The 25,592-nt window shown below is 67.6% G+C and carries 28 protein-coding genes, 1 tRNA gene and 1 pseudogene; 13 read left to right on the top strand and 17 right to left on the bottom strand.

Going from position 1 to position 25,592, the window contains the following annotated elements; all coding sequences use genetic code 11:
* Positions 1-24 precede the first annotated feature (24 nt).
* The 5 genes from ASE76_RS12995 to ASE76_RS13015 are packed head-to-tail and all read left to right on the top strand — an operon-like array spanning position 25 to position 3,768.
* Positions 25-1,242 (top strand): type II secretion system F family protein, encoded by a 1,218-nt coding sequence (locus ASE76_RS12995; protein ID WP_055840152.1) that lies wholly within the window; start codon positions 25-27, stop codon positions 1,240-1,242.
* Positions 1,242-2,114 carry an A24 family peptidase gene (locus tag ASE76_RS13000; protein WP_055840154.1) on the top strand — a complete coding sequence of 291 codons (873 nt, stop codon included), beginning with the start codon at positions 1,242-1,244 and terminating at the stop codon, positions 2,112-2,114. The genes ASE76_RS12995 and ASE76_RS13000 overlap by 1 nt, the downstream gene beginning before the upstream one ends.
* Before the next feature lie 46 nt (positions 2,115-2,160).
* Complete coding sequence (coaE, locus tag ASE76_RS13005) at positions 2,161-2,760, top strand: dephospho-CoA kinase (RefSeq protein ID WP_055840155.1); 600 nt, start codon at positions 2,161-2,163, stop codon at positions 2,758-2,760.
* 8 nt (positions 2,761-2,768) lie between these two features.
* Positions 2,769-3,524, top strand: a complete 756-nt coding sequence (gene zapD, locus ASE76_RS13010) for a cell division protein ZapD (protein ID WP_055840482.1) — start codon at positions 2,769-2,771, stop codon at positions 3,522-3,524.
* A 13-nt stretch (positions 3,525-3,537) separates the two neighbouring features.
* Complete coding sequence (locus ASE76_RS13015; protein WP_055840157.1) at positions 3,538-3,768, top strand: DNA gyrase inhibitor YacG; 231 nt, start codon at positions 3,538-3,540, stop codon at positions 3,766-3,768.
* A gap of 63 nt (positions 3,769-3,831) precedes the next feature.
* On the opposite strand, the gene ASE76_RS13020 is transcribed toward ASE76_RS13015, so the two are convergent.
* From ASE76_RS13020 to secA, 4 genes are all read right to left on the bottom strand, one after another.
* On the bottom strand, positions 3,832-4,290 hold the full coding sequence (locus ASE76_RS13020) for an NUDIX domain-containing protein (RefSeq protein ID WP_055840159.1): 459 nt from the start codon (positions 4,288-4,290) through the stop codon (positions 3,832-3,834).
* A complete protein-coding gene (locus tag ASE76_RS13025) occupies positions 4,283-5,155 on the bottom strand; it encodes an ATP-binding protein (protein WP_055840160.1) in 873 nt (290 codons plus the stop codon). The genes ASE76_RS13020 and ASE76_RS13025 overlap by 8 nt, the downstream gene beginning before the upstream one ends.
* 16 nt (positions 5,156-5,171) lie before the next feature.
* Positions 5,172-6,401 carry a bifunctional glutamate N-acetyltransferase/amino-acid acetyltransferase ArgJ gene (gene argJ / locus ASE76_RS13030; RefSeq protein WP_055840162.1) on the bottom strand — a complete coding sequence of 410 codons (1,230 nt, stop codon included), beginning with the start codon at positions 6,399-6,401 and terminating at the stop codon, positions 5,172-5,174.
* A gap of 147 nt (positions 6,402-6,548) precedes the next feature.
* Positions 6,549-9,311 carry a preprotein translocase subunit SecA gene (gene secA, locus ASE76_RS13035; protein WP_055840483.1) on the bottom strand — a complete coding sequence of 921 codons (2,763 nt, stop codon included), beginning with the start codon at positions 9,309-9,311 and terminating at the stop codon, positions 6,549-6,551.
* 196 nt (positions 9,312-9,507) lie between these two features.
* On the opposite strand from secA, the gene ASE76_RS13040 reads away from it, so the two are divergent.
* A complete protein-coding gene (locus ASE76_RS13040; protein ID WP_055840165.1) occupies positions 9,508-9,816 on the top strand; it encodes a DciA family protein in 309 nt (102 codons plus the stop codon).
* Positions 9,817-9,869: 53 nt separating this feature from the next.
* Here the strand turns inward: ASE76_RS13040 and ASE76_RS13045 are convergent.
* The 6 genes from ASE76_RS13045 to petA all read right to left on the bottom strand — a co-directional run bounded on the left by ASE76_RS13045 (position 9,870) and on the right by petA (position 14,095).
* Positions 9,870-9,945, bottom strand: a tRNA-Thr gene (locus tag ASE76_RS13045).
* Positions 9,946-10,000: 55 nt separating this feature from the next.
* Complete coding sequence (locus tag ASE76_RS13050) at positions 10,001-10,528, bottom strand: ClpXP protease specificity-enhancing factor (RefSeq protein ID WP_055840166.1); 528 nt, start codon at positions 10,526-10,528, stop codon at positions 10,001-10,003.
* 14 nt (positions 10,529-10,542) lie between these two features.
* Positions 10,543-11,154 carry a glutathione S-transferase N-terminal domain-containing protein gene (locus ASE76_RS13055; protein ID WP_055840169.1) on the bottom strand — a complete coding sequence of 204 codons (612 nt, stop codon included), beginning with the start codon at positions 11,152-11,154 and terminating at the stop codon, positions 10,543-10,545.
* A 112-nt stretch (positions 11,155-11,266) separates the two neighbouring features.
* Positions 11,267-12,040: a cytochrome c1 gene (locus ASE76_RS13060; RefSeq protein ID WP_055840171.1), complete on the bottom strand. Its 774-nt coding sequence runs from the start codon at positions 12,038-12,040 to the stop codon at positions 11,267-11,269.
* A gap of 23 nt (positions 12,041-12,063) precedes the next feature.
* Positions 12,064-13,464, bottom strand: a complete 1,401-nt coding sequence (locus ASE76_RS13065) for a cytochrome bc complex cytochrome b subunit (protein WP_055840172.1) — start codon at positions 13,462-13,464, stop codon at positions 12,064-12,066.
* A 13-nt stretch (positions 13,465-13,477) separates the two neighbouring features.
* Positions 13,478-14,095 carry a ubiquinol-cytochrome c reductase iron-sulfur subunit gene (gene petA, locus ASE76_RS13070; RefSeq protein WP_055840174.1) on the bottom strand — a complete coding sequence of 206 codons (618 nt, stop codon included), beginning with the start codon at positions 14,093-14,095 and terminating at the stop codon, positions 13,478-13,480.
* A 155-nt stretch (positions 14,096-14,250) separates the two neighbouring features.
* On the opposite strand from petA, the gene mscL reads away from it, so the two are divergent.
* On the top strand, positions 14,251-14,685 hold the full coding sequence (mscL, locus tag ASE76_RS13075) for a large conductance mechanosensitive channel protein MscL (protein WP_055840176.1): 435 nt from the start codon (positions 14,251-14,253) through the stop codon (positions 14,683-14,685).
* 74 nt (positions 14,686-14,759) lie between these two features.
* On the opposite strand, the gene pdxA is transcribed toward mscL, so the two are convergent.
* Entirely contained in the window at positions 14,760-15,806 is a 1,047-nt protein-coding gene (pdxA, locus tag ASE76_RS13080; RefSeq protein WP_055840179.1) for a 4-hydroxythreonine-4-phosphate dehydrogenase PdxA, read from the bottom strand.
* A 165-nt stretch (positions 15,807-15,971) separates the two neighbouring features.
* Positions 15,972-16,745, bottom strand: a complete 774-nt coding sequence (locus ASE76_RS13085; RefSeq protein WP_055840181.1) for a Nif3-like dinuclear metal center hexameric protein — start codon at positions 16,743-16,745, stop codon at positions 15,972-15,974.
* Positions 16,746-16,846: 101 nt separating this feature from the next.
* Between ASE76_RS13085 and ASE76_RS13090 the strand changes: the two genes are divergently transcribed.
* The 6 genes and pseudogenes from ASE76_RS13090 (at position 16,847) to ASE76_RS13115 (ending at position 22,803) form a co-directional block, all read left to right on the top strand.
* Positions 16,847-17,989 carry a trypsin-like peptidase domain-containing protein gene (locus ASE76_RS13090; RefSeq protein ID WP_055840182.1) on the top strand — a complete coding sequence of 381 codons (1,143 nt, stop codon included), beginning with the start codon at positions 16,847-16,849 and terminating at the stop codon, positions 17,987-17,989.
* A gap of 152 nt (positions 17,990-18,141) precedes the next feature.
* On the top strand, positions 18,142-19,299 hold the full coding sequence (locus ASE76_RS13095) for an ABC transporter substrate-binding protein (protein WP_055840184.1): 1,158 nt from the start codon (positions 18,142-18,144) through the stop codon (positions 19,297-19,299).
* 100 nt (positions 19,300-19,399) lie between these two features.
* The gene (locus ASE76_RS13100) at positions 19,400-20,281 is read left to right on the top strand and encodes a branched-chain amino acid ABC transporter permease (RefSeq protein ID WP_055840186.1); all 882 of its coding nucleotides are present in this window, start codon (positions 19,400-19,402) and stop codon (positions 20,279-20,281) included.
* Between the two features lie 2 nt (positions 20,282-20,283).
* The gene (locus tag ASE76_RS13105) at positions 20,284-21,150 is read left to right on the top strand and encodes a branched-chain amino acid ABC transporter permease (protein ID WP_055840188.1); all 867 of its coding nucleotides are present in this window, start codon (positions 20,284-20,286) and stop codon (positions 21,148-21,150) included.
* A gap of 61 nt (positions 21,151-21,211) precedes the next feature.
* Positions 21,212-21,985, top strand: a pseudogene (locus ASE76_RS13110) (ABC transporter ATP-binding protein); the annotation flags it as partial.
* A 98-nt stretch (positions 21,986-22,083) separates the two neighbouring features.
* Positions 22,084-22,803, top strand: coding sequence for an ABC transporter ATP-binding protein (locus tag ASE76_RS13115; RefSeq protein ID WP_055840190.1), 720 nt, complete (start codon positions 22,084-22,086; stop codon positions 22,801-22,803).
* Between the two features lie 215 nt (positions 22,804-23,018).
* Here the strand turns inward: ASE76_RS13115 and tatC are convergent, their stop codons facing one another.
* From tatC to ASE76_RS13140, 5 genes are all read right to left on the bottom strand, one after another.
* Positions 23,019-23,810: a twin-arginine translocase subunit TatC gene (gene tatC / locus ASE76_RS13120; protein ID WP_055840192.1), complete on the bottom strand. Its 792-nt coding sequence runs from the start codon at positions 23,808-23,810 to the stop codon at positions 23,019-23,021.
* A gap of 53 nt (positions 23,811-23,863) precedes the next feature.
* Positions 23,864-24,343: a Sec-independent protein translocase protein TatB gene (gene tatB / locus ASE76_RS13125; protein WP_055840195.1), complete on the bottom strand. Its 480-nt coding sequence runs from the start codon at positions 24,341-24,343 to the stop codon at positions 23,864-23,866.
* A gap of 24 nt (positions 24,344-24,367) precedes the next feature.
* Positions 24,368-24,625 carry a Sec-independent protein translocase subunit TatA gene (gene tatA, locus ASE76_RS13130; protein ID WP_055840197.1) on the bottom strand — a complete coding sequence of 86 codons (258 nt, stop codon included), beginning with the start codon at positions 24,623-24,625 and terminating at the stop codon, positions 24,368-24,370.
* A gap of 183 nt (positions 24,626-24,808) precedes the next feature.
* Entirely contained in the window at positions 24,809-25,168 is a 360-nt protein-coding gene (locus tag ASE76_RS13135; RefSeq protein ID WP_055840199.1) for a histidine triad nucleotide-binding protein, read from the bottom strand.
* Positions 25,158-25,571, bottom strand: a complete 414-nt coding sequence (locus ASE76_RS13140) for a hypothetical protein (RefSeq protein ID WP_055840202.1) — start codon at positions 25,569-25,571, stop codon at positions 25,158-25,160. The genes ASE76_RS13135 and ASE76_RS13140 overlap by 11 nt, the downstream gene beginning before the upstream one ends.
* Between the last annotated feature and the right edge of the window lie 21 nt (positions 25,572-25,592).

Genomic DNA, 25,592 nt, shown 5'->3' on the forward strand with positions numbered 1-25,592 from the left:
ATCCGCGTCACCGGAGAAGGCCCTATGGCGACTGCTGCGTCCAGAGACATCAAGGAATTCGTCTACGAGTGGGAGGGCAAGGACCGCCAGGGCAAGCCCGTGCGTGGCGAGTTGCGTGCCAGCGGCGAGAACCAGGTGCAGGCCACCCTGCGCCGCCAGGGCGTGTTCCCGCTCAAGATCAAGAAGCGGCGCACCCGCTCGGGCAAGAAGATCAAGCCGCGCGACATCGCCATCTTCACCCGCCAGCTGGCCACGATGATGAAGGCCGGCGTTCCGTTGCTGCAGTCCTTCGACATCGTGGGCCGCGGCAACCCGAACGCAAGCGTCACCAAGCTATTGAACGAGATTCGCTCCGACGTGGAGACCGGCACCTCGCTCTCGGCCGCGTTCCGCAAGCATCCGATGTACTTCGACAGCCTCTACTGCAACCTGGTGGAAGCGGGCGAGGCGGCCGGTATCCTGGAATCGCTGCTCGACCGGCTGGCGGTCTACATGGAGAAGACCGAGGCGATCAAGTCGAAGATCCGCTCGGCGCTGATGTACCCCACCTCGGTGATGATCGTGGCCTTCGTCGTGGTGGCGGTGATCATGATCTTCGTGATCCCGGCCTTCAAGGAGGTGTTCAGCTCCTTCGGTGCCGACCTGCCGGCCCCGACGCTCTTCGTGATCGCCCTCAGCGAGTTTTTCGTCAGCTACTGGTGGCTGATCTTCGGCGGCCTGTTCGGCGGCTTCTACTTCTTCTTCCAGGCGTGGAGACGCAACGAGAAGATGCAGATGTTCATGGACCGGCTGCTGCTGCGCATACCGGTCTTCGGCCCGCTGATCGAGAAATCCTGCATCGCGCGCTGGACCCGCACGCTCTCCACCATGTTCGCGGCCGGCGTGCCGCTGGTCGAGGCGCTCGACTCGGTCGGCGGTGCATCGGGCAACTCGGTCTACGAAATGGCGACCAACAAGATCCAGCAGGAGGTCTCCACCGGCACCAGCCTGACCGCCGCGATGAGCAATGCCAACATCTTCCCGTCGATGGTGCTGCAGATGACCGCGATCGGCGAGGAATCCGGCTCGATCGACCACATGCTGGGCAAGGCCGCCGACTTCTACGAAGGCGAGGTCGACGAGATGGTGGCCGGCCTGTCGAGCCTGATGGAGCCGATCATCATCGTGTTCCTGGGCACGCTGATCGGCGGCATCGTGGTCTCGATGTACCTGCCGATCTTCAAGCTCGGACAGGTCGTCTGATGGGGGTGTCGCCGGAGATCGACATCGCCCTGGCCGGCGTCGTCGGGCTGCTGATCGGCAGCTTCCTCAACGTGGTGATCCACCGCTTGCCCAAGATGATGGAGCGCCAGTGGGAAGCCGAGTTCGCCGCCATGGCGGCCGAGAAGGCCGCGCCGGCCGGCAGCCCGCCGGTCGAGCCCGCGCCTGCCGAGGCGTTCAACCTGTTGGTGCCGCGCTCGCGCTGCCCGCACTGCGGCCACGGGATCCATTGGTACGAGAACCTGCCGGTCGTGAGTTGGCTGGTCCTGCGCGGCCGATGCTCGGCCTGCAAGGCCCGGATCAGCGCCCGCTACCCGCTGGTCGAGTTGGCCACCGGCGCCCTCTTCGCCTATTGCGTCTGGCGCTGGGGCATGACGCCCTCGGCCAGCGCCTGGTGCGTCTTCTCGGCCGCGCTGGTGACGCTTGCGATGATCGACTGGGACACCACGCTGCTGCCCGACGACATCACCTATCCGCTGCTCTGGATCGGCCTGGTCGCAGCGCTGATGCAATGGACCAGCGTGCCGCTCGGCGATGCGATCTGGGGCGCTGTCGGCGGCTACCTGTCGCTGTGGGGCGTGTACTGGGCGTTCAAGCTCGCGACCGGCAAGGAGGGCATGGGCTACGGCGACTTCAAGCTCTTCGCCGCGCTCGGTGCCTGGTTCGGCTGGCAGGCGCTGGTACCGCTGATCCTCGTGTCGTCGATCGTCGGCGCCGTCGTGGGCATCGCGATGAAGCTCAACAGCCGCTTGCGCGAAGGCGGCTACGTGCCCTTCGGCCCGTTCCTGGCTGCGGCGGGCCTGTCGGGCATGGCGTTCGGACCCGAATGGGCATTGCGGCTGCTGGGCTTCTGACGCGCCGACACCCACGCGGGCCGGCGGCCGCCACAGGGCCGCTGGCATGCTGAGGCTCGGCCTCACCGGCGGGATCGGCAGCGGCAAGAGCACGGTCGCCAGCCTGCTGGCCACGCACGGGGCGCGGATCATCGACACCGACGCACTATCCCGCGCCACGACTGCCGCGGGCGGCACGGCGATGCCGCAGATCGCCGCCGTCTTCGGCCCCGACTTCGTGCAACCCGACGGCGCCCTGGACCGCAGCCGGATGCGCGCCCTCGCCTTCGCCGAGCCCGATGCGCGGCGCCGGCTGGAGGCGATCGTGCATCCGCTGGTAAGACAGGCAACCGATTCGGCAGCCCGCGACGCGCTGGAGAGCGGCGTGCGGGTCGCGGTATTCGATGTGCCGCTGCTGGTGGAGTCCGGGCAGTGGGCAGCGCGGCTGGACCGGATCCTGGTGGTGGATTGCAGCATTCCCACCCAGATCGCGCGTACGACCGCGCGCAGCGGTCTGGACGAGGCCACGCTGCGCCGCATCATCGCCGCGCAGGCCAGCCGCGAGGCACGGCGTGCGGCGGCCGATACGGTGCTGTTCAACGAGGGTTTGGGCCTGGCGGACCTGGCCCGGGAGGTGGCCCGGGCCGCACCGCACATCGGGCTATGATGGCCGCCGTGATTCTCTACGAATATCCTTTCAACGAACGCATCCGGACCTACCTGCGGCTCGAACAACTGTTCCGCCGGTTGGGCGAGCTGGTACCCCGCGAACATCCCCTCGACCACCATTTCGCGCTGGCCTCGATCTTCGAGATCATGGACGTGTCGGCGCGCGCAGACCTCAAGTCCGACGTTCTCAAGGACCTGGAGAAGCAGAAGCACCAGCTCGATGCCTACCGCGGCAATCCGTCGATCGCCGAGGGCGTGCTCGATGGCGTGATCGCGCAGATCGACCGTTGCTTCGAAGCGCTCAACCAGCGGACCGGCAAGGCCGGCATGGCGCTGACCGAAAACGATTTCCTGATGAGCATCCGAAGCCGTATCGGGATTCCGGGCGGCACCTGCGGCTTCGACCTGCCGGCCTACTACGCCTGGCAGCACCGCAGCGCCGCCGAGCGACGCGCCGAAGTCGGCCAGTGGGCCTCCACCCTGGCACCGCTGGCCGAATCGGTCTACCTGTTATTGAAGCTGCTGCGCGACTCCGGCCTTCCGCAGAAGGTGATGAGCCAGCACAGCCAGTTCCAGCAGACGCTCCCGCAGGGCCGCAGCTTCCAGTTGCTGCGCCTGCGGATCGACCCGGCCCTGGGCCTGGTGCCCGAGATCAGCGGCAACCGGCTGATGGTGTCGGTGCGGCTGATGCGCCACGCCGCCGACGGCCGGCTGCATGCGGCCGATACCGACGCGGGCTTCGAACTCACCCTCTGCGCCTGAGCGCTCGCCCGCGATGCAAGACGAAGACGCCACCGTGTACGACCACGCCCTGCCGGGCGAGCGCATCGTCGCCTGTCCGCAATGCCGCCGTGACAGCGTGTACGCGCCCCGCAACCGCTACCGGCCGTTCTGCAGCGCGCGCTGCAAGGGCGTCGACCTGGGTGCCTGGGCAAGCGAGGAGTTCCGGATGCCGACCGAGGCTCCGCCGGACGACGCTCCGCACGGCGATCCACGGCTGCAATAGCGCGCCGGCGGGGGAGCTTCTAACAAATAATAGCCACAGCCGGCGCAGAACGCCGGCCTCTAGCTATGGATTTTGTAGCGTGCGATGCGTAGGGCCGCTGAAGCCCCGCTCTGCTGCCAGCCACGCCAGCACCGGGAACGCACCCGGCAGCACCGGCTCTACCTGCAGCGGCAGTTGCTCCCACGACATGGACTGGCCTTCGCGCATCTCGAAGTCGCCGGTCCATTCGCGCACGATGCACCAATGCAGCCGCACCAGCGCATGGGGATAGTCGTGCTCGGTCACCTTCCAGACGGTCGCGGGGCCTATTGCGATGCCCAGTTCTTCGACCAGCTCGCGACGCAGCGCCTGCTCGACCGTCTCGCCCGCCTCCAGCTTTCCGCCGGGGAACTCCCAGTAGCCTGCATAAGGCTTGCCGGCAGGGCGGCTGGTGAGCAGCAGCGCGTCGTCGGCGCGTACCAGGATGCCGACGGCCACCTCGGTGTGCTTGCGGGCGGTGGTGGCGACGGCCGGATCAGCCATCGGCACGCCCCGCCTTGTCGCGCGCGAACTGGTAGGCCACCCGGCCGCTGCGCGAGCCGCGCTCCAGCGCCCAGACCAGCGCCTCGGCCCGGCTGGCCGCGATCGCCTCGGCCGACAGCCCGAACGACGACAGCCACTGGCCGACGATGGTCAGGTATTCGTCCTGGGTGAACGGGTAGAAGCTCACCCACAGGCCGAAGCGCTCCGACAAAGAAATCTTCTCCTCGATCACCTCGCCCGGATGGATCTCTCCGTCGTCGGACGTGGTGTACGTCAGGTTGTCCTTCATGTGCTCGGGCAGCAGGTGGCGCCGGTTGCTGGTGGCGTAGACCAGCACGTTGGGCGTGGCCGCGGCCACCGAGCCGTCGAGGATCGATTTCATCGCCTTGTAGCCAGGCTCGCCGTCCTCGAAGCTCAGGTCGTCGCAGAAGACGATGAATTTCTCGGGCCGGGCCGACACGGTCTCGACGATGTCGGGCAGGTCGACTAGGTCGGCCTTGTCGACCTCGATCAACCGCAGGCCCTGCGGCGCGAAGGTGTGCAGGCAGGCCCGGATCAGCGACGACTTGCCGGTGCCCCGCGCGCCGGTCAGCAGCACGTTGTTGGCCGAGCGGCCTTCGACGAATTGGCGGGTGTTGCGCTCGATCCGCTCCTTCTGCGGCTCGATCTCGCGCAGGTCGGCGAGCTGCATCGCGCCCAGGTGGCGCACCGGCTCCAGCCTGCCGGCGCCGTTGCCGCGCTTGCGGTAGCGCCAGGCGATCGCCTCGGACCAGTCGGGCGCGGCCAGGGGCTGCGGAAGCACCGCCTCGATCCGGGTGAGCAGGCGCTCGGCATGCGCCATCAGCTGTTCGAATTTCTCGTTCATGGCACGGGACGGCGGGTCAGGAGCGGTAGTCGGCGTTGATGCTCACGTAGTCGTGACTCAGGTCGCAGGTCCAGACGGTGTCGGTGGCGGTGCCGCGGCCCAGGCCGACGCGTACCGTGATCTCGCTCTGGCGCATCACCCGCTGGCCGTCTTCCTCGCGGTAGGCGGGGTTGCGGCCACCCTTCGTCGCGACCAGCACGTCGTCCAGGTGCAGTTCGATGCCGCCCTGCTCCAGGTCGGCGATGCCGGCGTAGCCCACCGCGGCCAGGATGCGGCCCAGGTTGGGGTCGCTGGCGAAGAACGCGGTCTTGACGAGCGGCGAATGGGCGATGGCGTAGGCCACCAGCCGGCATTCCTCCGCGGTGCGGCCGCCTTCGACCTGCACCGTGATGAACTTGGTGGCACCTTCGCCGTCGCGCACGATGGCCTGGGCCAGCAGCCGGGCGACGCCCAGCAGCGCCGCTTCCAGCGCCCGGCCCTCGGGGCAGTCGAGCGATGTCACCGGCGCATGGGCGGCCTTGTTCGTCGCGACGACGACGAAGGAGTCGTTGGTGGAGGTGTCGCCGTCGATCGTCACCCGGTTGAAGGACCCTTCGGCCAGCCGGCCCGCCAGCTGCTGCAGCACCTCGGGCGCCACGCAGGCGTCGGTCGCCAGGAAGCCCAGCATCGTCGCCATGTTGGGCCGGATCATGCCCGCGCCCTTGCTGATGCCGGTGATGCGGACCGTGGCGCCGCCCACCTGCGCCTGGGCGCTGAAGGCCTTGGGCAGGGTGTCGGTGGTCATGATGCCTTCGGCGGCGCGGCCCCAGTGGCCGGGCTGCGCATCGGCGATCGCCGCGGGCAGGCCGGCCTCGATCCGGTCGACCGGCAGAGGCTCCATGATCACGCCGGTGGAGAACGGCAGCACCTGCGCCGGCACCAGGCCGAGCAGTTGCGCCGCCGCGGCGCAGGTGGCCCGCGCCCGGGCCAGGCCGTCTTCGCCGGTGCCGGCATTGGCATTGCCGGTGTTGATCACCATCGCGCGCACGCCGTTGCTGCCCTGCAGGTGCTCGCGTGCCACCTGCACCGGCGCGGCGCAGAAACGGTTCTGGGTGAAGACGCCGGCGACGCTGGCCCCCTCGTCGAGCAGGAACACCGTCAGGTCCTTGCGGTGGGCCTTGCGGATGCCGGCTTCGGCCACGCCGATGCGCACGCCGTCGATGGCGAGCAGGGCGGACGCGTCGGGCGCGGAAAGATTCACGGGCATGGGGTTCTCCAGAAGAGGGTCGCGGGGGAAAAGGCGGCGCCTGCCCCTTCCAGGGACACCGCGGAACCGGCTCCGCTGGGCCGCCGGTGTCGCCCCCTGCAAGGAGGTAGGCGCAGCGACACGCAGTGCGCGCAGCCTGGGGGTGTGCTAGACCAGCTGGCCGTGGCAGTTCTTGTACTTCTTGCCGCTGCCGCACGGGCACGGATCGTTGCGGCCCACGCGGGGCACGTCGGACGACGACAGCGTCTGCTCGGCGCGGGCCTGGTTGCCGGCGGTGGTCTCCACCTCGCCGGTCTCGGTCGGGGCCTGGTAGGTCACGTTGGCGATCGACTCGGCACGGCTCTCCATCGCCTCGGCGGCTTCGCCCAGCTCGTCGCGCGACTGCACCTGCACCGTCATCAGCACGCGGGTGACCTCGGCCTTGACCGCGTCGAGCAGCTGGCTGAACAGCTCGAAGGCCTCGCGCTTGTATTCCTGCTTCGGCTGCTTCTGCGCGTAGCCGCGCAGGTGGATGCCCTGGCGCAGGTAGTCGAGCGCGGCCAGGTGCTCGCGCCAGTGCGAGTCGATGCTCTGCAGCAGCACCACCCGTTCGAACTGGGTGAACTGCTCGCCGCCCACCTGGGCGACCTTGGCTTCGAAGGCGGCATCGGCCGCGGCCAGCACCTTCTCGAGGATGTCGTCGTCGGTGATCGCGCTGGAGGCTTCGACTTCCGAACGCAGCGGAAGGTCGAGCTGCCACTCCTGGGTCAGCGTGCCTTCGAGCGCGGGCAGGTCCCACTGCTCCTCGACCGATTCGGCGGGCACGTACTGGCGCACCAGATCGGTGAAGGTGCTCTGGCGCAGGCCGTTGATCTGCGGCGAGAGGTCGCTCGCGTCCAGGATCTCGTTGCGCTGCTGGTAGATGACCTTGCGCTGGTCGTTGGAGACGTCGTCGTACTCCAGCAACTGCTTGCGCACGTCGAAGTTGCGGGCCTCGACCTTGCGCTGCGCGCTCTCGATGCTGCGGGTGACGATGCCGGCCTCGATCGCCTCGCCCTCGGGCATCTTCAGGCGTTCCATGATCGACTTGACCCGGTCGCCCGCGAAGATGCGCATCAGCGTGTCGTCCAGGCTCAGGTAGAAGCGCGACGAGCCCGGATCGCCCTGGCGGCCCGAGCGACCGCGCAGCTGGTTGTCGATGCGGCGCGATTCGTGGCGCTCGGTGGCGATGATCCGCAGGCCGCCCTGTTCGGTGACGAAGGCGTGGTCCTTTTCCCACTGCGCACGCAGCTCGGCGGCGCGGGCGGCCTTGGCGGCCTCGTCGAGCGTCTCGTCGGCCTCGACTTCCTTCAGCATCTTCTCCAGGCTGCCGCCCAGCACGATGTCGGTACCGCGGCCGGCCATGTTGGTGGCGATGGTGATCATCTTCGGCTTGCCGGCCTGGGCGACGATGTCGGCCTCGCGGGCATGCTGCTTGGCGTTGAGCACCTGGTGCGGCAGGTTCTCGCGGATCAGCAGCGCGTCGATGATTTCCGAGTTCTCGATCGAGGTGGTGCCCACCAGCACCGGCTGGCCGCGCTCGTAGCACTCGCGGATGTCCTGGATCGCCGCCTCGTACTTTTCCTGGGTGGTCTTGTAGACGCGGTCGAGCTGGTCGGTGCGCTTGCTGACCCGGTTCGGCGGAATGACGATGGTCTCCAGGCCGTAGATTTCCTGGAACTCGTAGGCCTCGGTATCGGCGGTGCCGGTCATGCCCGAGAGCTTGCCGTACAGGCGGAAGTAGTTCTGGAAGGTGATCGAAGCCAGCGTCTGGTTCTCGGCCTGGATGTCCACGCCTTCCTTCGATTCGACGGCCTGGTGCAGGCCTTCGCTCCAGCGGCGGCCGGACATCAGGCGGCCGGTGAACTCGTCGACGATGACGATCTCGCCGTTTTGCACCACGTAGTGCTGGTCGCGGTGGTAGAGGTGGTTGGCCCGCAGCGCCGCGTACAGGTGGTGCATCAGCGAGATGTTGGACGGGTCGTAGAGCGACGCGCCCTCGGGCAGCAGGCCTTCGCTGGCCAGGATGCGCTCGGCGCTCTCGTGGCCCTGCTCGGTCAGGAAGACCTGGCGGCTCTTCTCGTCGATGGTGAAGTCGCCCGGCTTGGTCACGCCCTCGCCGGTGCGCGGATCGGCCTCGCCCTCTTGTCGGACCAGCAGCGGCACCACGCGGTTGATCGCGATGTAGGTGGCGGTATGGTCCTCGGCCTGGCCGCTGATGATCAGCGGGGTGCGGGCCTCGTCGATCAGGATCGAATCGACCTCGTCGACGATCGCGTAGTTGAGGGCGCGCTGCACGCGGTCGCCGCTCTCGTACACCATGTTGTCGCGCAGGTAGTCGAAGCCGTACTCGTTGTTGGTGCCGTAGGTGATGTCGGCGTTGTAGGCGGCCTGCTTCTCCTCGCGCGGCAGGTTGGGTAGGTTGATGCCCACCGACAGGCCGAGGAAGTTGTAGAGCCGCGCCATCCATTCGGCGTCGCGCTGCGCGAGGTAGTCGTTGACCGTCACGACGTGCACGCCCTTGCCGGTAAGCGCGTTCAGATAGACCGGCAGGGTGGCGGTGAGGGTCTTGCCCTCGCCGGTGCGCATCTCGGCGATCTTGCCGTAGTGCAGCGACATGCCGCCGAGCAGCTGCACGTCGAAGTGCCGCATCTTCATGACCCGCTTGGAGCCCTCGCGCACCACGGCGAAGGCTTCGGGCAGCAGCTTGTCGAGCGATTCGCCCGCCGCCACCCGTTGCTTGAACTCGTCGGTCTTGGCGCGCAGCTGGGCGTCGTCGAGCTTCTCGAACTCGGGCTCCATCGCATTGATGCGCGAGACCGCGCCGCGGTACTGCTTGAGCAGGCGGTCGTTACGGCTGCCGAAGAGTTTGGTCAGAAAGTTGGTGGCCATGCATGCGGGTGCCGCCTGCCCGTCTGCACGCGCGGGGCGACCCATCCTCGAAGGGTATGTGAAATGAATCCTGACGCTGCCGTGGCAGGCCAAACCCCGGATTTTAGCGTCGCGATGCGCGGCCGGCGCGACGGGGATAATCGGCCCATCGCCAAGGCGCCTGCCACCGGCGCCCGCACCCCACGTCTGGAACTTGATGCACCGCCGCCACCACGCCGTTCCCCTGATGCAGGCGGCCGAGCAGTCGCCCACCCTGGCCCGCCTGACCGGGCTGGCCCGCGACTCGGGCGAGCGCCTGCGGCAGGTCCAGGAACTGATCCCGCCGGGCCTGCGCGGCACGGTGCGGGCCGGCCCGATCGAGGGCGCGACCTGGTGCCTGCTGGTGGACAGCAACGCCGCGGCCGCCAAGCTGCGGCAGCTGGTGCCGGCGCTGCTGGCGCATCTGCGGACCAAGGGATGGGCGGTGGAGGCGATCCGCCTCAAGGTGCTGACGCGGGGGCGCTGAGGCCCGGGCGCTCGCCGGGCTTTCCTGGGGGAAACGGGCGAGGCGAAGAAGGATGGTGCCGCTTGTCGGAATCGAACTGACGACCTTCCGCTTACAAGGCGGGTGCTCTACCAACTGAGCTAAAGCGGCGAACTCGGGATTCTAGTGCGGCCGGCGACGCACGCGCATGCGCCGCGGCCGGAACTCACTTGACGCGCTTCAGCGAAGGTCGGGGGGCGTCGCCTGCGGGCGGGCGTGGCGGCTCGTCGTCGGAACCCGACGGCGCGGGTGCGTCGGTGTCGTCGACCGCCACCAGTTGCATGACCCGCGGCTCGCCGCCGGGTGCCGCCGGCTGCGGGCTGCCGGTGTCCATCGCCTCGGGCCCGGCCTGCGCCAGGCCGCCTGCCTCGGGCACGCCCATCGGGAAGGCCATGCCCTGCCCGTTCTCGCGGGCGTAGATGGCCATCACCCGGCTGATCGGCACCATGATGTCGCGCGAGGTGCCGGCGAAACGCGCCTTGAACTCGATGAAGTCGTTGCCGAGCTGCAGCGAGCTGGTCGCGTCGTAGCTGATGTTCAGCACGATCTCGCCGTTCTTCACGTATTCGCGCGGCACCTGCACCGCCTCGTCGACGCGCACCGCGACATAGGGCGTGAAGCCGTTGTCGGTGCACCATTCGTAGAGGGCACGGATCAGGTAGGGCCGTGTCGAGGTGGATTCCAGCGCGTTCATGGGGCCGATCTTACTTACTTGCGCATGACCTTTTCGGACGGCGTCAGCGCTTCGATGTAGGCGGGGCGCGAGAAGATGCGCTCGGCGTACTTCAGCAGCGGCGCGGCGTTCTTGCTCAGGTCGATGCCGTAGTAGTCCAGGCGCCAGAGCAGCGGTGCGATGGCCACGTCGAGCATCGAGAAGTTGTCGCCCAGCATGAACTTGTTCTTCAGGAACACCGGGGCCAGCTGCGTCAGGCGGTCGCGGATGTGGGCACGGGCCTTCTCCAGCGCCTTCTCGTTGCCCTTGACAGCGCGCGACTCGAGGACGTTGACGTGCACGAAGAGTTCCTTCTCGAAGTTGAGCAGGAACAGCCGCACGCGGGCGCGGTCGACCGGGTCGCCGGGCATCAGCTGCGGATGCGGGAAGCGCTCGTCGATGTACTCGTTGATGATGTTCGACTCGTACAGGATCAGGTCGCGCTCGACCAGGATCGGCACCTGGCCGTACGGATTCATCACGTTGATGTCTTCGGGCTTGTTGTAGAGATCGACGTCCCGGATCTCGAAGTCCATGCCCTTCTCGAACAGAACGAAGCGGCAACGGTGGGAGAAGGGGCAGGTCGTACCCGAGTAAAGCACCATCATGGTGGAAGGCTCCTAAAAATCGAAGGAGCGGGGGTGCGATGCACTCCCACTCCAGAAAATGCCAACGCGCGGGACGGGCCCGCGCGTGGCGATGTGAGGGCGGACGCGAAGACTACTTCACGTCCTTCCAGAACGCCGCGTTGAGGCGCCAGGTGAAGACCGTCAGCACCAGCAGGAACAGCAATACGGCGACGCCCAGCCGCACCCGCGTGTTCTGTGCCGGCTCGGCCATCCACTGCAGGTAGTTGACCAGATCGCCGATCGACTGCTCGTACTGCAGCGGCGTCAGGGTACCGGGCTTGGTCTGCTCCCAGCCGGTGAAGACGTGGGTGGCGTGGCCGTGCTCCATGCGTTCTTCGTACACCGGGCGGCGCTCGCCCTGCAGCTCCCACAGCACGTTCGGCATGCCGACGTTGGGATAGGCCAGGTTGTTCCAGCCGGTCGGCTTGGTCTCGTCGCGGTAGAAGGTACGCAGGAAGGTGTAGAGGTAATCCGCACCCGATCCGCCGTGGCCGGCGCGCGACCGGGCCACCAGGGTCAGGTCGGGCGGGTTGCCGCCGAACCATTCCTTGGCCTGCTTCGGATCGATCGCGGCCTTCATCGTGTCGCCCACCTTCTCGGTGGTGAACAGCAGATTGTCCTTGACCTGCTGCTCCGACAGGCCGATGTCCTGCAGCCGGTTGTAGCGCATGAAGGCCGCCGAGTGGCAGCCCAGGCAGTAGTTGACGAAGATCTTGGCGCCGTTCTGCAGCGACTGCAGATCGTTGGTCTTGTTGGGCGCCTTGTCCCAGGCGATGCCGCCCTCGGCAGCGTGCGCGCCGGTGGCCAGGCCTGCGGCCGCCACCAGCGCCAGCAGGATCTTCTTTGCGTAACCCGTGGTGTTCATCGTGGTTCTCTCGAGGCTCGGGCTCAGTGCGCGGCGAAGGTGACGCGGTCGGGCACCGGCTTGGGTTCGCCCAGGCGGCTCCACCACGGCATCAGCAGGAAGAAGCCGAAATAGAACAGGGTGCCGACTTGCGACACGCGCTCGCCGAGCGGCGACGGCGGCTGCACGCCCAAGTAGCCCAGCACCACGAAGTTGACGACGAAGATGCCGTAGAGGTACTTGTGCCAGCCCGGACGGTAGCGGATCGACTTGACCGGGCTGTGGTCGAGCCACGGCAGGAAGAACAGGATGACGACCGCGCCGCCCATCACCACCACGCCCCAGAACTTGGCGTCGATCGACAGCATCGCGGCGATCGCGCCGAGGGCCACCAGCACGATCAGGCCCTTCAGGAAACCGGCCAGCTTACTCTTCACGGCACACAGGATGGCGGCGCCCAGCACGCATGCGATCAGCGCGTACATCATCTCGCTGGTGATGGCGCGCAGCATCGAATAGAACGGGGTGAAGTACCAGACCGGCGCGATGTGGTTCGGCGTCTTCAGCGGATCGGCCGGAATGAAGTTGTTGTATTCCAGGAAGTAGCCGCCGGCCTCGGGTGCGAAGAAGATGATGGCGGTGAAGGCCATCAGGAACACGCAGACGCCGAAGATGTCGTGCACCGTGTAGTACGGATGGAACGGAATGCCGTCGAGCGGAATGCCCTTCGCGTCCTTGTACTTCTTGATCTCGACGCCGTCGGGGTTGTTGGAGCCCACTTCATGCAGCGCGATGATGTGCGCCACCACCAGGCCGAGCAGCACCAGCGGCACGGCGATGACGTGGAAGCTGAAGAAGCGGTTGAGCGTGGCGTCGGACACCACGTAGTCGCCGCGGATCAGCAGGGCCAGGTCGGGACCGACGAAGGGGATCGCGGCGAACAGGTTGACGATCACCTGCGCGCCCCAGTACGACATCTGGCCCCAGGGCAGCAGATAGCCCATGAACGCCTCGGCCATCAGGCACAGGAAGATGCCGCAGCCGAAGAGCCAGACCAGCTCGCGCGGCTTGCGGTAGCTGCCGTACATCAGCCCGCGGAACATGTGCAGGTACACCACCACGAAGAACGCCGAGGCGCCGGTGGAGTGCATGTAGCGGATCAGCCAGCCCCACGGCACGTCGCGCATGATGTACTCGACCGAAGCGAACGCCAGCGTCGCATCGGGCTTGTAGTGCATCACCAGGAAGATGCCGGTGACGATTTGGATCACCAGCACCAGCAGCGCCAGCGATCCGAAGATGTACCAGAAGTTGAAGTTCTTCGGAGCGTAGTACTCGCTCATGTGCTCTTTGTAGAGCTTGGACGCCGGGAACCGGTTGTCCACCCAGTTCATCAGCTTGGCACCGACCGGTGCATTGGGGGAAATGGGTTTGAATTCAGCCATGGCCGTGTCTCCGTCAAGCCTTCTTGTTGTCTTCGCCGATCAGCAGGCGCGTATCGGTCAGGTACATGTGGGGCGGCACCGGCAGATTGTCCGGTGCAGGCTTGTTCTTGAAGACGCGGCCCGCCAGGTCGAAGGTCGATCCGTGGCAGGGGCAGAGGAAGCCGCCTTCCCAGTTGTCCGGCAGCGACGGCTGGGGGCCCGCCTGCAGGCGATCCACCGGCGAACAGCCGAGGTGGGTGCAGATGCCGACCACCACCAGCACTTCGGGCTTGATCGAGCGGCCTTCGTTGCGGGCGTATGCGGGGGTGAATTCGTCCGGGTTGCGCAGCGATTTCGGATCGGCCAGCTGGCTGTCGATCTTCGGCAGCTCATCGACCTGCGCCTTGCTGCGCTTCAGGATCCAGACCGGCTTGCCCCGCCACTCGACGGTCATCTTCTCGCCTTCCTTCAGGCCGGAGATGTCGACTTCCACCGCGGCACCCGCGGCCTTGGCCTTCTCGGACGGCTGGAAGGTGCTCACGAAGGGAATGGCGGTAGCCACGCCCCCGACCGCACCGGCGCAGCTCGAGGCGATGAGCCAGGTGCGCTTGCTGCGGTCGATCCTCGGGCGCTCGACTAAAGATTCACTCATGGAAATCCTCGATGATCATCGCTTGTTTGGGGTCAACCGAAGATTGTAGCGGAGCGTTTCCAAGGGTTTTTCCCATCTCCGCACCTCCGGAAGCCCCCACGGTGCAGCGATACTGGCGCGCTTTCAACCCGTAAAAACCAGCGGAGGCGCACGCCATGGGCATCGTTCAGGAATTCAAGGATTTCTCCCTCAAGGGCAACGTGGTCGATCTCGCGGTGGGCGTGATCATCGGCGGGGCCTTCGGCAAGATCGTCGATTCGCTGGTGAGCGACATCATCATGCCGGTGGTGGGCCTGGTGTTCGGCAAGCTCGACTTCTCCAGCATGTTCGCGGTGCTGGGCACGATTCCGGCGGGGGTGCCGCGCACACTGGTCGATTTGAAGAAGGCGGGCGTTCCCGTCTTCGCCTACGGCAACTTCATCACGGTGGCGGTCAACTTCCTGATCCTGGCGCTGGTGATCTTCGTGATGGTCAAGCAGATCAACCGCCTGCGCCGCAAGGAGGCCGCGGCCCCGGCGGCACCGGCCGCGCCGGCCGAGGACATCGTGCTGCTGCGCGAGATCCGCGACAGCCTGCGCGCTCGGCCTTGACCGCGCCCTGCTATTGAATCGATAGCTACAGGCCGGCATTCCGCGCCGGCCACGGCCACTTTTCGCTTGAAAAGCTAGCCCGCCAGTACCCGGGCCATCCGCACCGCCGCCAGCAGGCTCGACGGATCGGCACGGCCGGTGCCGGCGATGTCGAAGGCGGTGCCGTGGTCGGGGCTGGTGCGCACCAGCGGCAGGCCCAGCGTCACGTTCACGCCCTGCTCCACGCCCAGGTACTTGACCGGGATCAGCCCCTGGTCGTGGTACATCGCGACCACCGCGTCGAACTCGCCCGGCCTGGTGGCCGTGTCGCGGGCTCGCATGAAGATCGTGTCGGGCGCGAACGGACCTGCAGCGTCGATGCCCTCGGCCCGTGCCGCGGCGATCGCCGGGGCGATGTGCAGGATTTCTTCCTGCCCGAACAGCCCGCCCTCCCCGGCGTGCGGATTGAGCCCCGCCACGCCCAGCCGCGGCGGGCGGCCCAGCATCCGCGCGAGCGACCGGTGGGCGATGCGCAGCGTCTGCAAAACGCTGTCTGCGTTCACCGCGTCGAGCGCGTCGCGCAGGGACATATGGATGCTGACCAGCACGGTGCGCAGCTCGTCGTTGGCCAGCATCATCCGCACCGGCACCTGGGCCACCGGCAGCGCCTGGAAAGCGGCGGCTTCGGCCTGCAGCAGTTCGGTGTGGCCGGGAAAGGATTCGCCGGCGGCGTGCAGCGCCTCCTTGTGCAACGGCGCGGTGACCAGCCCCGCGATCTCGCCGCGCAGGGCCGCACGGGCCGCCCAGCGCACGCTCTCGGCCGCCTGCCGGCCGGCCTCGGCCGACACCGTGCCGAACGGCACCACCGCCCGCGCCACCACCACCGGCAGCACCGGAATGCAGCGCGACGGCAGGCCGGGTGCCTCGGCCGGCGACGCGATCTCGGCCACCGGGATCGACGGCCCGGCCCCCGCCACCACCGCCGCCGCCCGGCGCAGCACCGCGCGGTCGGCGACCACGAAGCAGCCGCGCAGCGCGTCCGGCGCATCGCGGAACAGCATGGCGATCGTCTCGGGGCCGATGCCGGCCGGATCACCCGCGGTGATCGCCAGCGGGCGAAGCGATGTCGGTGCAGAACTCATCGGGTAGAAATATTGAGAACAAGAGGCCCTGAGCACGGGCCACCGAAAAATGTGAAAGAACCGCAGCGAGCAAGCCCAAGTGTGCGTGGAGGACCGGAGCCGTACTTCGGTACGGTGAGGACCGCAGACGCGCAATCGGGCTGCGCAGCAGGTTCTCTCACATTTTCAACCGGGGTTGGGGATATCGACAAAGGTGTGCCGCAGGCCCAGGGCTTCGGCCACGTGGCCGGCCGCCGCAGGCGCGCCGTAGCGCTCGCTGGCATGGTGGCCGCAGGCGATGTAGGCCACGCCCAGCTCCCGCGCATAGTGGGCCTGCGGCTCCGAGATCTCGCCGGTGACGAACGCGTCGGCCCCGGCGGCGATGGCCGCCTCGAAGTACCCCTGCGCGCCGCCGGTGCACCAGGCCACCCGCCGGATGGCGCCGCGGCCCGGGTCGACCAGGGTGACCGGCCGCGCCACCGTGCGCTCCACATGCCGGGCCAGCGCCTCGGCATCCTCGAACGCCGCGGGCGCCAGGCAGCCCAGCGACTGCTCGCCGAACCAGGCGTCGGCCGCCCAGCCCAGCCGCGCGCCCAGCTGCGCGTTGTTGCCGAAGACCGGGTGCGCGTCCAGCGGCAGGTGGTAGGCGAACAGGCTGATGTCGTGCGCCAGCAGCAGGCCCAGCCGCTGCCGCAGCCAGCCGGTGACCCGGCCGTCGTGGCCGCGCCAGAACAGGCCGTGGTGCACGAAAAGCGCATCGGCCCGCAGGTCGATCGCCGCCTCGATCAGCGCGCGGCTGGCGGTGACGCCCGATACGACGTGGCCGACCTGCGCACGGCCCTCCACCTGCAGGCCGTTGGGGCCGTAGTCCTTGAAGCGCTCGGGCGACAGCAGTTCGTCGAAACGGCGCAGCAGCAGGCCGCGCTCGACGGTGATGGGTTCGGGAGATGGCTGAGACATGGCGCCTATTCTGTTTCATGCCGGGCCGGCGCTCTGCGGGCGGCTTCGGCGAGAATCGGGCACCGCGCGACTGGCGCCCCTCGATTCCCGTTTGGTTCTCCATGAAGCGCATCTGGCTGCTGTTCTCGCAAACCGTCACCGTCCTGCTGGCGGCCTATTTCGTTGTCGCGGTGCTGAAGCCCGACTGGCTGGGCCGGCCGAGCTTCCGCGGCGGCATGGTGTCGCTGCTGGAGGCGCCCGCCACCGTGGCCGCGCCGCCCGAGCCCGGCAGCCTGGCCGCGGCGGCCAAGAAGGCGTCGCCGGCGGTGGTCAGCATCAGCACCAGCAAGGCCGCGCCGCGCCATCCGCGCAGCAACGATCCGTGGTTCCAGTTCTTCTTCGGCGACCAGGGCAACAGCCAGCCGCAGGCGGGCCTGGGCAGCGGCGTGATCGTGAGCCCCGATGGCTACATCCTCACCAACAACCACGTGGTCGAAGGCGCCGACGAGATCGAGGTGATGCTCAACGACAGCCGCCGCACCCAGGCCAAGGTGATCGGCACCGACCCCGAAACCGACCTGGCGGTGCTGAAGATCACGCTCGACAAGCTGCCGGTCATCGTGCTGGGCAATTCCGACCAGCTTCTGGTGGGCGACAAGGTGCTGGCGATCGGCAACCCGTTCGGGGTGGGCCAGACGGTCACCAGCGGCATCGTCAGCGCGCTCGGCCGCAACCAGCTGGGCATCAACACCTTCGAGAACTTCATCCAGACCGACGCGGCGATCAACCCCGGCAATTCGGGCGGCGCGCTGACCGACGTCAACGGCAACCTGATGGGGATCAACACCGCCATCTATTCCCGTTCGGGCGGCAGCATGGGCATCGGCTTCGCGATCCCCGTCTCCACCGCCAAGCAGGTGCTCGAAGGCATCGTGACCGACGGGCAGGTGCAGCGCGGCTGGATCGGCGTGGAGCCCAACGAGCTCTCGCCCGAACTGGCCGAGACCTTCGGGGTGAAGGCGTCGCAGGGCGTGATCATCACCGGCGTGCTGCAGGCCGGCCCGGCCGCGCAGGCGGGCATCCGGCCCGGCGACGTGATCGTGCAGGTGGGCCCGAAGGCCGTCGGCAACGTGTCGGAGCTGATGACCGCCGTCGCGTCGATCAAGCCCGGCACCACCGCGCCGTTCACGTTGCTGCGCGGCGACGGCCGGCTGACGCTGGACGTGGCGACCGGCACCCGGCCCCGCGCCTCGGCCCGCAACTGAGCGGCGCGCCGGGCGGCGTCTGCGAGGCGTGCCGCCGAGCGTTCGCCGGCGGCCCGGCAGACCCTGCGCAGCAGGGGCTTTCCCTCTGATAAGCCCCGGGAGCGCCGGGTAGAATCCGCCGCCATTACATAACGATTTCCCAAGGATTTCCCATGCGCTACGTTCCATCCAAGCGTCCGCTGATCGCCCTGCTGGCAGTGGCGGGCCTTGCCACCGCCGCCCAGGCGGCCGACCTTAAGATCGGCGTCGCGGAAGCCCTGTCGGGCGGTGCCGCCCAGTACGGCTCGGCGATCCGCAACGGCTTCCAGCTGGCGGCCGACGAGCTCAACGCCGCCGGCGGCATCAACGGCGACAAGATCGTGCTGGTGGTGGAGGACGAGCAGGGCAAGAAGGAAGAAGCGATCAACGTCTTCAAGAAGCTGATCTTCCAGGACAAGGTGCTGATGGTCTTCGGCCCGACGCTGTCCAACTCGGCCCAGGCGGCCGACCCGGTGGCCCAGGCCGCCAAGACGGTGGCCTTCGGCACCTCGAACACCGCCGACGGCATCACCTCGATCGGCGACTACGTGTTCCGCAACTCGGTGACCGAGGCCGACGTGCTGCCCGCCACCATCAAGACCGCGGTCGCCAAGGCCGGCGTGAAGAAGGTCGCGGTGTTCTACGGCAACGACGACGTGTTCACCAAGAGCGGCTACGACAACTTCAAGAAGGCGCTCGACGACCTGAAGATCCCGGTGACCACCACCGAGACCTTCGCCAAGGGCGACGTCGACTTCAAGGCCCAGCTGACCAAGATCAAGGCCAGCAACCCGGATGCGATCGTGCTGTCGGCCCTGCTCGCCGAAGGCGCGCCGATCATGGTGCAGGCCCGCCAGATCGGCCTGAACGTGCCGGTCATCGGCGGCAACGGCATGAACTCGACCAAGATCTTCGAACTGGCCAAGGACAAGTCCGACGGCCTGTACGTCGGCAGCCCGTGGTCGGCCAGCAACGACACGCCGGAGAACGCCAAGTTCATCAAGGCCTACACCGCCAAGTACAGCGCCGCGCCCGACCAGTTCGCAGCCCAAGCCTACGACGCGCTCTACATCGCCGCGCAGGCGATCAAGTCGGTCAAGATCACCGGCCAGCTTCCGGCCGACCGCACCGCGGTGCGCGACGCGCTGCCCAAGGTCAAGTGGACCGGTGCCACCGGCGCGTTCGAGTTCCGCCGCGCCAGCGACAAGGCCGGCAAGCCCGCCGGCTACGACGCGCAACAGACCCCGATCGTCAGCGTGACGAAGGGCAACCAGTTCGTGATCGAGAAGTAAGCAGGCCGGGCCTGCGGGCCCTCCTCTCGGACGGCGCGGCACCCCGCGCCGTCTTTTTGTTTTTTGCAACGCGCGACATGCGCACTGTCTGGACACGACCGTGCTGGAACAGCAACTCTTCAATGCCCTGTCGCTCGGGTGCGTCTACGCACTCTTCGCGCTCGGCTTCACCCTCATCTTCGGCGTGCTCGGCGTCATCAACCTCTCGCACGGCGCCGTCTTCATGGTCGGCGCCTATGCGGCGGTCGAGGTCATGGCGCGGCTCAGTCTGCCGCTGTGGGCGGGGCTGCTCTTCGCATTCCTGTTCTGCGGCGTGCTGGGGCTGCTGATCGACCTGCTGGTGCTGCGGCCGCTGCGCGCCCGCAACGCGCCCCACCTGATCCCGATGATCGCGACCATCGGCGTGGCCATCATCCTCAACAACGGCATCCAGGGCATCTTCGGCGCGCAGAACCTGCGCTTCCCGCCAGGCGCCGTATCCGACGACGCGATCAACTTCGCCGGCCTGCACCTCACCTCGGTCGAGCTGGGCATCATCCTGCTGTCGTTCGCGCTGATGGCGGTGCTGCTGGTGGCGCTGAAGAAGACGCAGCTCGGCCGGGCCCTGCGCGCGATCGCCGAATCGCCCAAGGCGGCCTACCTGCTGGGCATCAACGTCGAAGGCCTGTTCTTCATGACCTCGTTCGCGGCCGCCGGCCTGGGCGGCGTGGCCGGCGTGCTGATCGGCCTGTACTCCAACGCGGTGTTCCCGCTGATGGGCCAGCCGATCCTGCACAAGGGCATCGCGGTGATCATCCTGGGCGGCATGGGCGACATCCGCGGCGCGATGCTGGGCGGCCTGTTCCTGGGCTTCGCCGAGGTGCTGTCGGTGGCCTACATCGGCTCCAACATGCGCGACGCGGTGGCCTTCGGCCTGCTGTTCCTGGTGCTGCTGGTGCGGCCCAAGGGCCTTTTCGGCACCCTGCAAGAGCGGAAGGTCTAGCCATGGACTGGTTCGAGAACTTCTGGTCGGTCTACAGCAACCTGGTGCTCACGCTGGGCACCAACTCGCTGCTGGCCCTGTCGATCTACCTCACCCTGTCGTGCGGCATGCTGACGATGGCCAACGCCGCCTTCATGGGCATCGGCGCCTACGTGTCGGCGCTGGTCACGATGAACCTGGGCCTGCCCTACCCGGCAGCGCTGGCGGCCGGCATGGCCGCGCCCGCGCTGATGGCCTTCGTCATGGGCAAGCCCACCCTGCGGCTGTCGGGCGTGTACCTGGCGATGGCCACGCTCGCCTTCGGCGAAGTGGTGCGCATCGTGATCCTGAACGCCGAGGGTTATACCGGCGGCGCGCTGGGCTTGAACGGCATTCCGCAGTCGACCCAGTGGTGGCATGTGGCGGTGGCGCTGCTGGCGGTGGTGGCGCTGCTCTGGCGCCTGCGGCATTCGCGCGTCGGCCGCGCATTCGAGGCGATCAAGGAAGACGAGACGGCTGCCGGCCTGATGGGCATCGACGTGGGCGCCCACAAGATGCTGGCCTTCGTGCTGGGCGCGGCCATCGCCGGCCTGGCGGGCACGCTCAACGCGCACCTGACCTTCTTCATCGGACCCAACGAGTACGGCTTCGACCGCGGCGTCGACATCCTGACGATGGCGGTGCTGGGCGGCATCAACAGCCTGTTCGGCCCGGTGCTGGGCGGCGTGATCCTGGCGGTGCTGCCGGAGATGCTGCGCGGTTTCAAGGACTTCCGGCTCGTGGTCAACGGCGTGATCCTGGTGCTGATCGTGCTGTTCCTGCCGAAGGGCATCTGGGACCCGGCACGTTTCCGCGGCTGGTTCGGACGCAAGGGAGGGGCCGCCGTATGAGCGCCGCGATGGGCCGCCCCGAGCAAGCTCGCACCGCAATGCGCAGCATGGAGGTTTTTCAATGAGCGCCGTACTGCAACTCGACGCGGTCTCCCGCCACTTCGGCGGCCTGAAGGTGTTGCAGGACTTGAACCTCACGATCCCGCAGGGCGGCATCTTCGGCCTGATCGGCCCCAACGGCGCCGGCAAGACCACCGTCTTCAACCTGATCACCGGCCTGCTGCCGCCCACCAGCGGCAGCATCCGCTTCGACGGCGAGGACCTGGTCGGCCGCAAGCCGCACCAGATCACCCGCCTGGGCCTGGGCCGCACCTTCCAGAACATCCGGCTGTTCAAAGAAATGAGCCTGCTGCAGAACGTGATGGTGGGCATGCACGCCCACCTGCGCTACGGCGCGGGCGGGCTGCTCGCCAGCTCGGGCCTGTTCCGTGCCGAGGAAAAGCGCGCCCGGGAGCGGGCCCGCGAACTGCTGTCGTGGATGAAGCTCGACCACAAGGCCGAGGACACCGCCGACAACCTCTCCTACGGCGAACAGCGCAAGCTGGAGCTGGCCCGCGCGCTGGCCACCGAGCCGAAGCTGCTGCTGCTCGACGAGCCGGTCGCCGGCATGAACAGCAGCGAGAAGACCGAGCTGATGCGCGAGATCGAGAACATCAGCGCCCGCGGCTACACCATTTTCATGATCGAGCACGACATGCGATTCGTCATGGGCCTGTGCCAGGAGATCGCCGTGCTGAACTTCGGCCGCATCATCGCCCAGGGCGGACCCGACGCGATCCGCAACGACCCGCAGGTGATCGAGGCCTACCTGGGCCGCGAGGACGACGAGCCCGAGGCCGGCGGCGGCCCGCACGGCATCGTCACCGACGGCATGCCGTCGGCGGTGGCGGCCGGCACGGCGCCCACCTCGGTGCCGCAACCGGGAGCGCCGGCATGAGCGGTTCTCCATTGCTGACGGTCGAAGGCCTGAAGGTCAACTTCGGCCACATCGAGGCGGTCAAGGGCATCGACTTCGAGCTGCACGAGGGCCAGATCACCACCTTGGTCGGCGCCAACGGCGCGGGCAAGTCGACCACGCTGCTGGCGCTGTCGGGGCTGGTAAAAAAGGCCGCGGGCCGGGTCAGCTTCGACGGCCGCGACCTGACATCGCTGGCACCGCACCGCATCGTGCAGGGCGGCGTGGTGCAGGTGGCCGAAGGCCGCGCCACGCTGACCACGCTGACGGTGCGCGAAAACCTGGAGCTGGGCGCCTACACCCGGCGCGACCGCGCCCAGCGCGCGCAGGACCTCGACTACGTCTACGGCCTGTTCCCGCGGCTGGCCGAGCGCGAAGGCGGCCTGGCCGGCAATTTGTCGGGCGGCGAGCAGCAGATGCTGGCGATCGGCCGCGCACTGATGGCCCGGCCCCGGGTGCTGCTGCTGGACGAGCCCTCGATGGGCCTGGCGCCGATCATCGTGCAGGACATCTTCCGCACCCTGCGCACCATCAACCAGGCCGGCCTGACCATCTTCCTGGTCGAGCAGAACGTGCGCCAGGCGCTGAAGATCGCCGACCGGGGCTACGTGATCGAGACCGGCAAGATCGTGCTGGCCGACACCGGCGCGGCGCTGCTCGGCAATCCGAAGGTGCAGGAAGCGTACCTGGGCAGTTGACCCGATGGGTGGGTGCGCGGACTGGGGTGGGCAGTCAGAGGCCTGTCTACCCCCCGCTCCATCCACCGCCAGATCGACCCGGCCAGGCGCCTCGGGGCACGACAGGCGTCCCCACGCAGGAACGCTATACTTTCTATAGCTAGAAGCCGTCTTCCCGCGCCGGCTTCAGGCCTTTTCGATGCCCGAAATGCTCCGGAGCATCCGAAAACCTCGGCTCAGGAACTGGCGGTCGTCTCGGCCTCGTCTTCCGGCGCCTTGGTGTGCTTGATGAAGACGTGCGCGGCCCAGATGCCGGCCTCGTACAGGATGCACATCGGGATCGCCAGCGACAGCTGCGATACCACGTCGGGCGGCGTCACCACCGCGGCGACGATGAACGCACCGACCACGAAATAACCGCGGAAGGACTTCAGCTTCTCGACGCTGACGATGCCGAGCCGCGCCAGCACCACCACCACGATCGGCACCTCGAACGCGATGCCGAAGGCCAGGAACATGGTCAGCACGAAGCTGAGGTATTCCTCGATGTCGGGCGCCGGCGTGATGCTCTTGGGTGCAAAACTCTGGATGAAGGCGAACACCTGTCCGAAGACGAAGAAGTAGCAGAACGCCACGCCCACGAAGAACAGGAAGGTCGACGACATCACCAGCGGCAGCACCAGTTTCTTCTCGTGCGAGTACAGGCCCGGCGCCACGAACGCCCACACCTGGTAGAGCACCACCGGCAGCGCCGCCAGGAACGCCGCCATGAACAGGATCTTGATCGGCACCATGAACGGCGAGATCACCGAGGTGGCGATCAGCGTCGCGCCCTTGGGCAGGTGCTGCACCAGCGGCGCGGCCAGCAGGTCGTAGAGCGGGCCCGGGCCGGGATAGAAGAACAGCACCGCCGCGGCGATGCCGACCGCGATCAGCGCCTTGACCAGCCGGTCGCGCAACTCCATGAGATGCGCCACGAAAGGCTGTTCGGTGCCGGCGAGTTCGTCGTCGCGTGATGAATCGGACATGGGGCAGTCGTGCGGCGTCGGGCACCGGGCCCGCGCCGCGAGGAAGGAAAAGGTCAGTGGACTTTGGGCCGGTAGCGCGCCACCCGGGCGGCTCCCGACAAGGCTTTGCTGCGGACGCCGTTGCGGGCCTTGTACCACTGCGGGGTGGCGCCCTGCTTCAGGCGCCAGTTCTTCTTCGGATGCCGGTACTGCGGATAGACCGGCGTCACGTCGGACTGGGCGATGCTGTTGCCGCTGCCGTAGTCGTCGGTGGCCGCGGGCGTGTCCGACCAGCTCTTCTCGAAGTCGCTGGCGTGGGTGCGGGCCGAGTCGTGCACGTCGCGTGCGGCGCTCTCGACCGTGTCCTTCATCTTGCGAAGCTCGTCGAGCTCCATCGACCGATTGACCTCGGCCTTGACGTCGGACACGTAGCGCTGCGCCTTGCCGAGCAGCATGCCCACGGTGCGGGCCACGCGGGGCAGCTTCTCGGGGCCGATGACAATCAGCGCGACGGCGCCGATCAGCGCCATCTTGGAAAGACCGATGTCGATCACGGAATCACGGCGCCGTCAGGGCGCTCAGGACCGGGTCTTCGACTCGACGTCGATCGGCGCCTTGTCGGGCGCGGTGCTGTGCGCGACGTGCGACGAGGCCGGTGGCACCGGGGTGCCGGGTGCCGGGGCGTCGGCCGATGCGGTGCCGTCCTTCACGCCGTCCTTGAAGCCCTTCACGGCGCCGCCCAGGTCGGAGCCCATGTTCTTGAGCTTCTTGGTGCCGAACACCATGACGACGATGAGCAGCACGATCAACCAGTGCCAGATGGAAAACGAACCCATGGATGACTCCTAACGTAGGGAAGCTGATTCTAGGCGGGCGCCGAAGGCCCCACGGACGGAACAGGCGACGACACGACCGGAAACACCGCGGGACCGGCTTCGCCGGACCGCTGGTGTCGCCCCCCCCCCGAAGGGGGTTGGCGCATCGACACGCAGTGCGCGAAGCCTGGGGGTGGGCCCATGCTACCCCTTGGCCCAGGGGCGCGGCCCGCCCAGGACATGCACGTGCAGGTGGTGCACTTCCTGCCCGCCCTCGTCGCCGGTGTTGACCACCACCCGGAAGCCGCCCTCGGGATAGGGCTTGCAGCCCTGCTCCAGCGCCAGCTTCGGCGCCAGCAGCAGGATCTTGCCGAGCAGCGCCTGGTCATCCGGCGTCGCCTGCGCCAGCGACGGGATGTGCTTGCGCGGCACGATCATGAAATGCACCGGCGCGTGCGGATGGATGTCGTGGAAGGCGTAGACGTCCTCGTCCTCGTAGACCTTGCGCGACGGGATCTGGCCGGCGATGAGCTTGCAGAAGATGCAATCGGGATCAGACGACACTGGAAGTCTCCATGGCTTGGTGGCGATTCATCCGCACCATGCCCAGCACGATGCGGTAGAGGAACCAGATCGAGATGATGATCCAGGCGATCCAGCCGGGGATCAGGAAGAACAGCCAGAGGGGCGAGGTCACCAGGTACAGCACCGCCGCCCAGATGACCGAGCGGATGCGCCAGCGGAAATGCGAGGCCTGCCAGGTGCCTTCGGCATCGCCGCGCTTCACCAGGTCGATCAGCAGCGCCACGACCAGGATCGCGATCGACACCTGGGCACCGGGCAAGACGGCGGCCACCGCCACCACCAAATGCAGCAGGTAGCTGATCCAGCCGACGGTGACGAGCGAGCCGTCGGCGGCGGCCTGGCGGGCCGGCAGGGATTCGGCGGAATAGCGGTCGGGTTCCATGGGTGCGCTCCTGTGTTTTTT

Source organism: Xylophilus sp. Leaf220 (assembly GCF_001421705.1).
In the GTDB taxonomy this organism is placed as follows: Bacteria; Pseudomonadota; Gammaproteobacteria; order Burkholderiales; family Burkholderiaceae_C; genus Xylophilus.

What these genes read in the sequence shown, in the direction of transcription:
- ASE76_RS12995 (WP_055840152.1), top strand. Translation starts at nt 25, where the DNA reads ATGGCGACTGCTGCGTCCAGAGACATCAAGGAATTCGTCTACGAGTGG.
- ASE76_RS13000 (WP_055840154.1), top strand. Translation starts at nt 1,242, where the DNA reads ATGGGGGTGTCGCCGGAGATCGACATCGCCCTGGCCGGCGTCGTCGGG.
- coaE (WP_055840155.1), top strand. Translation starts at nt 2,161, where the DNA reads ATGCTGAGGCTCGGCCTCACCGGCGGGATCGGCAGCGGCAAGAGCACG.
- ASE76_RS13015 (WP_055840157.1), top strand. Translation starts at nt 3,538, where the DNA reads ATGCAAGACGAAGACGCCACCGTGTACGACCACGCCCTGCCGGGCGAG.
- ASE76_RS13020 (WP_055840159.1), bottom strand. Translation starts at nt 4,290, where the DNA reads ATGGCTGATCCGGCCGTCGCCACCACCGCCCGCAAGCACACCGAGGTG.
- ASE76_RS13025 (WP_055840160.1), bottom strand. Translation starts at nt 5,155, where the DNA reads ATGAACGAGAAATTCGAACAGCTGATGGCGCATGCCGAGCGCCTGCTC.
- argJ (WP_055840162.1), bottom strand. Translation starts at nt 6,401, where the DNA reads ATGCCCGTGAATCTTTCCGCGCCCGACGCGTCCGCCCTGCTCGCCATC.
- secA (WP_055840483.1), bottom strand. Translation starts at nt 9,311, where the DNA reads ATGGCCACCAACTTTCTGACCAAACTCTTCGGCAGCCGTAACGACCGC.
- ASE76_RS13040 (WP_055840165.1), top strand. Translation starts at nt 9,508, where the DNA reads ATGCACCGCCGCCACCACGCCGTTCCCCTGATGCAGGCGGCCGAGCAG.
- ASE76_RS13050 (WP_055840166.1), bottom strand. Translation starts at nt 10,528, where the DNA reads ATGAACGCGCTGGAATCCACCTCGACACGGCCCTACCTGATCCGTGCC.
- ASE76_RS13055 (WP_055840169.1), bottom strand. Translation starts at nt 11,154, where the DNA reads ATGATGGTGCTTTACTCGGGTACGACCTGCCCCTTCTCCCACCGTTGC.
- ASE76_RS13060 (WP_055840171.1), bottom strand. Translation starts at nt 12,040, where the DNA reads ATGAACACCACGGGTTACGCAAAGAAGATCCTGCTGGCGCTGGTGGCG.
- ASE76_RS13065 (WP_055840172.1), bottom strand. Translation starts at nt 13,464, where the DNA reads ATGGCTGAATTCAAACCCATTTCCCCCAATGCACCGGTCGGTGCCAAG.
- petA (WP_055840174.1), bottom strand. Translation starts at nt 14,095, where the DNA reads ATGAGTGAATCTTTAGTCGAGCGCCCGAGGATCGACCGCAGCAAGCGC.
- mscL (WP_055840176.1), top strand. Translation starts at nt 14,251, where the DNA reads ATGGGCATCGTTCAGGAATTCAAGGATTTCTCCCTCAAGGGCAACGTG.
- pdxA (WP_055840179.1), bottom strand. Translation starts at nt 15,806, where the DNA reads ATGAGTTCTGCACCGACATCGCTTCGCCCGCTGGCGATCACCGCGGGT.
- ASE76_RS13085 (WP_055840181.1), bottom strand. Translation starts at nt 16,745, where the DNA reads ATGTCTCAGCCATCTCCCGAACCCATCACCGTCGAGCGCGGCCTGCTG.
- ASE76_RS13090 (WP_055840182.1), top strand. Translation starts at nt 16,847, where the DNA reads ATGAAGCGCATCTGGCTGCTGTTCTCGCAAACCGTCACCGTCCTGCTG.
- ASE76_RS13095 (WP_055840184.1), top strand. Translation starts at nt 18,142, where the DNA reads ATGCGCTACGTTCCATCCAAGCGTCCGCTGATCGCCCTGCTGGCAGTG.
- ASE76_RS13105 (WP_055840188.1), top strand. Translation starts at nt 20,284, where the DNA reads ATGGACTGGTTCGAGAACTTCTGGTCGGTCTACAGCAACCTGGTGCTC.
- ASE76_RS13115 (WP_055840190.1), top strand. Translation starts at nt 22,084, where the DNA reads ATGAGCGGTTCTCCATTGCTGACGGTCGAAGGCCTGAAGGTCAACTTC.
- tatC (WP_055840192.1), bottom strand. Translation starts at nt 23,810, where the DNA reads ATGTCCGATTCATCACGCGACGACGAACTCGCCGGCACCGAACAGCCT.
- tatA (WP_055840197.1), bottom strand. Translation starts at nt 24,625, where the DNA reads ATGGGTTCGTTTTCCATCTGGCACTGGTTGATCGTGCTGCTCATCGTC.
- ASE76_RS13140 (WP_055840202.1), bottom strand. Translation starts at nt 25,571, where the DNA reads ATGGAACCCGACCGCTATTCCGCCGAATCCCTGCCGGCCCGCCAGGCC.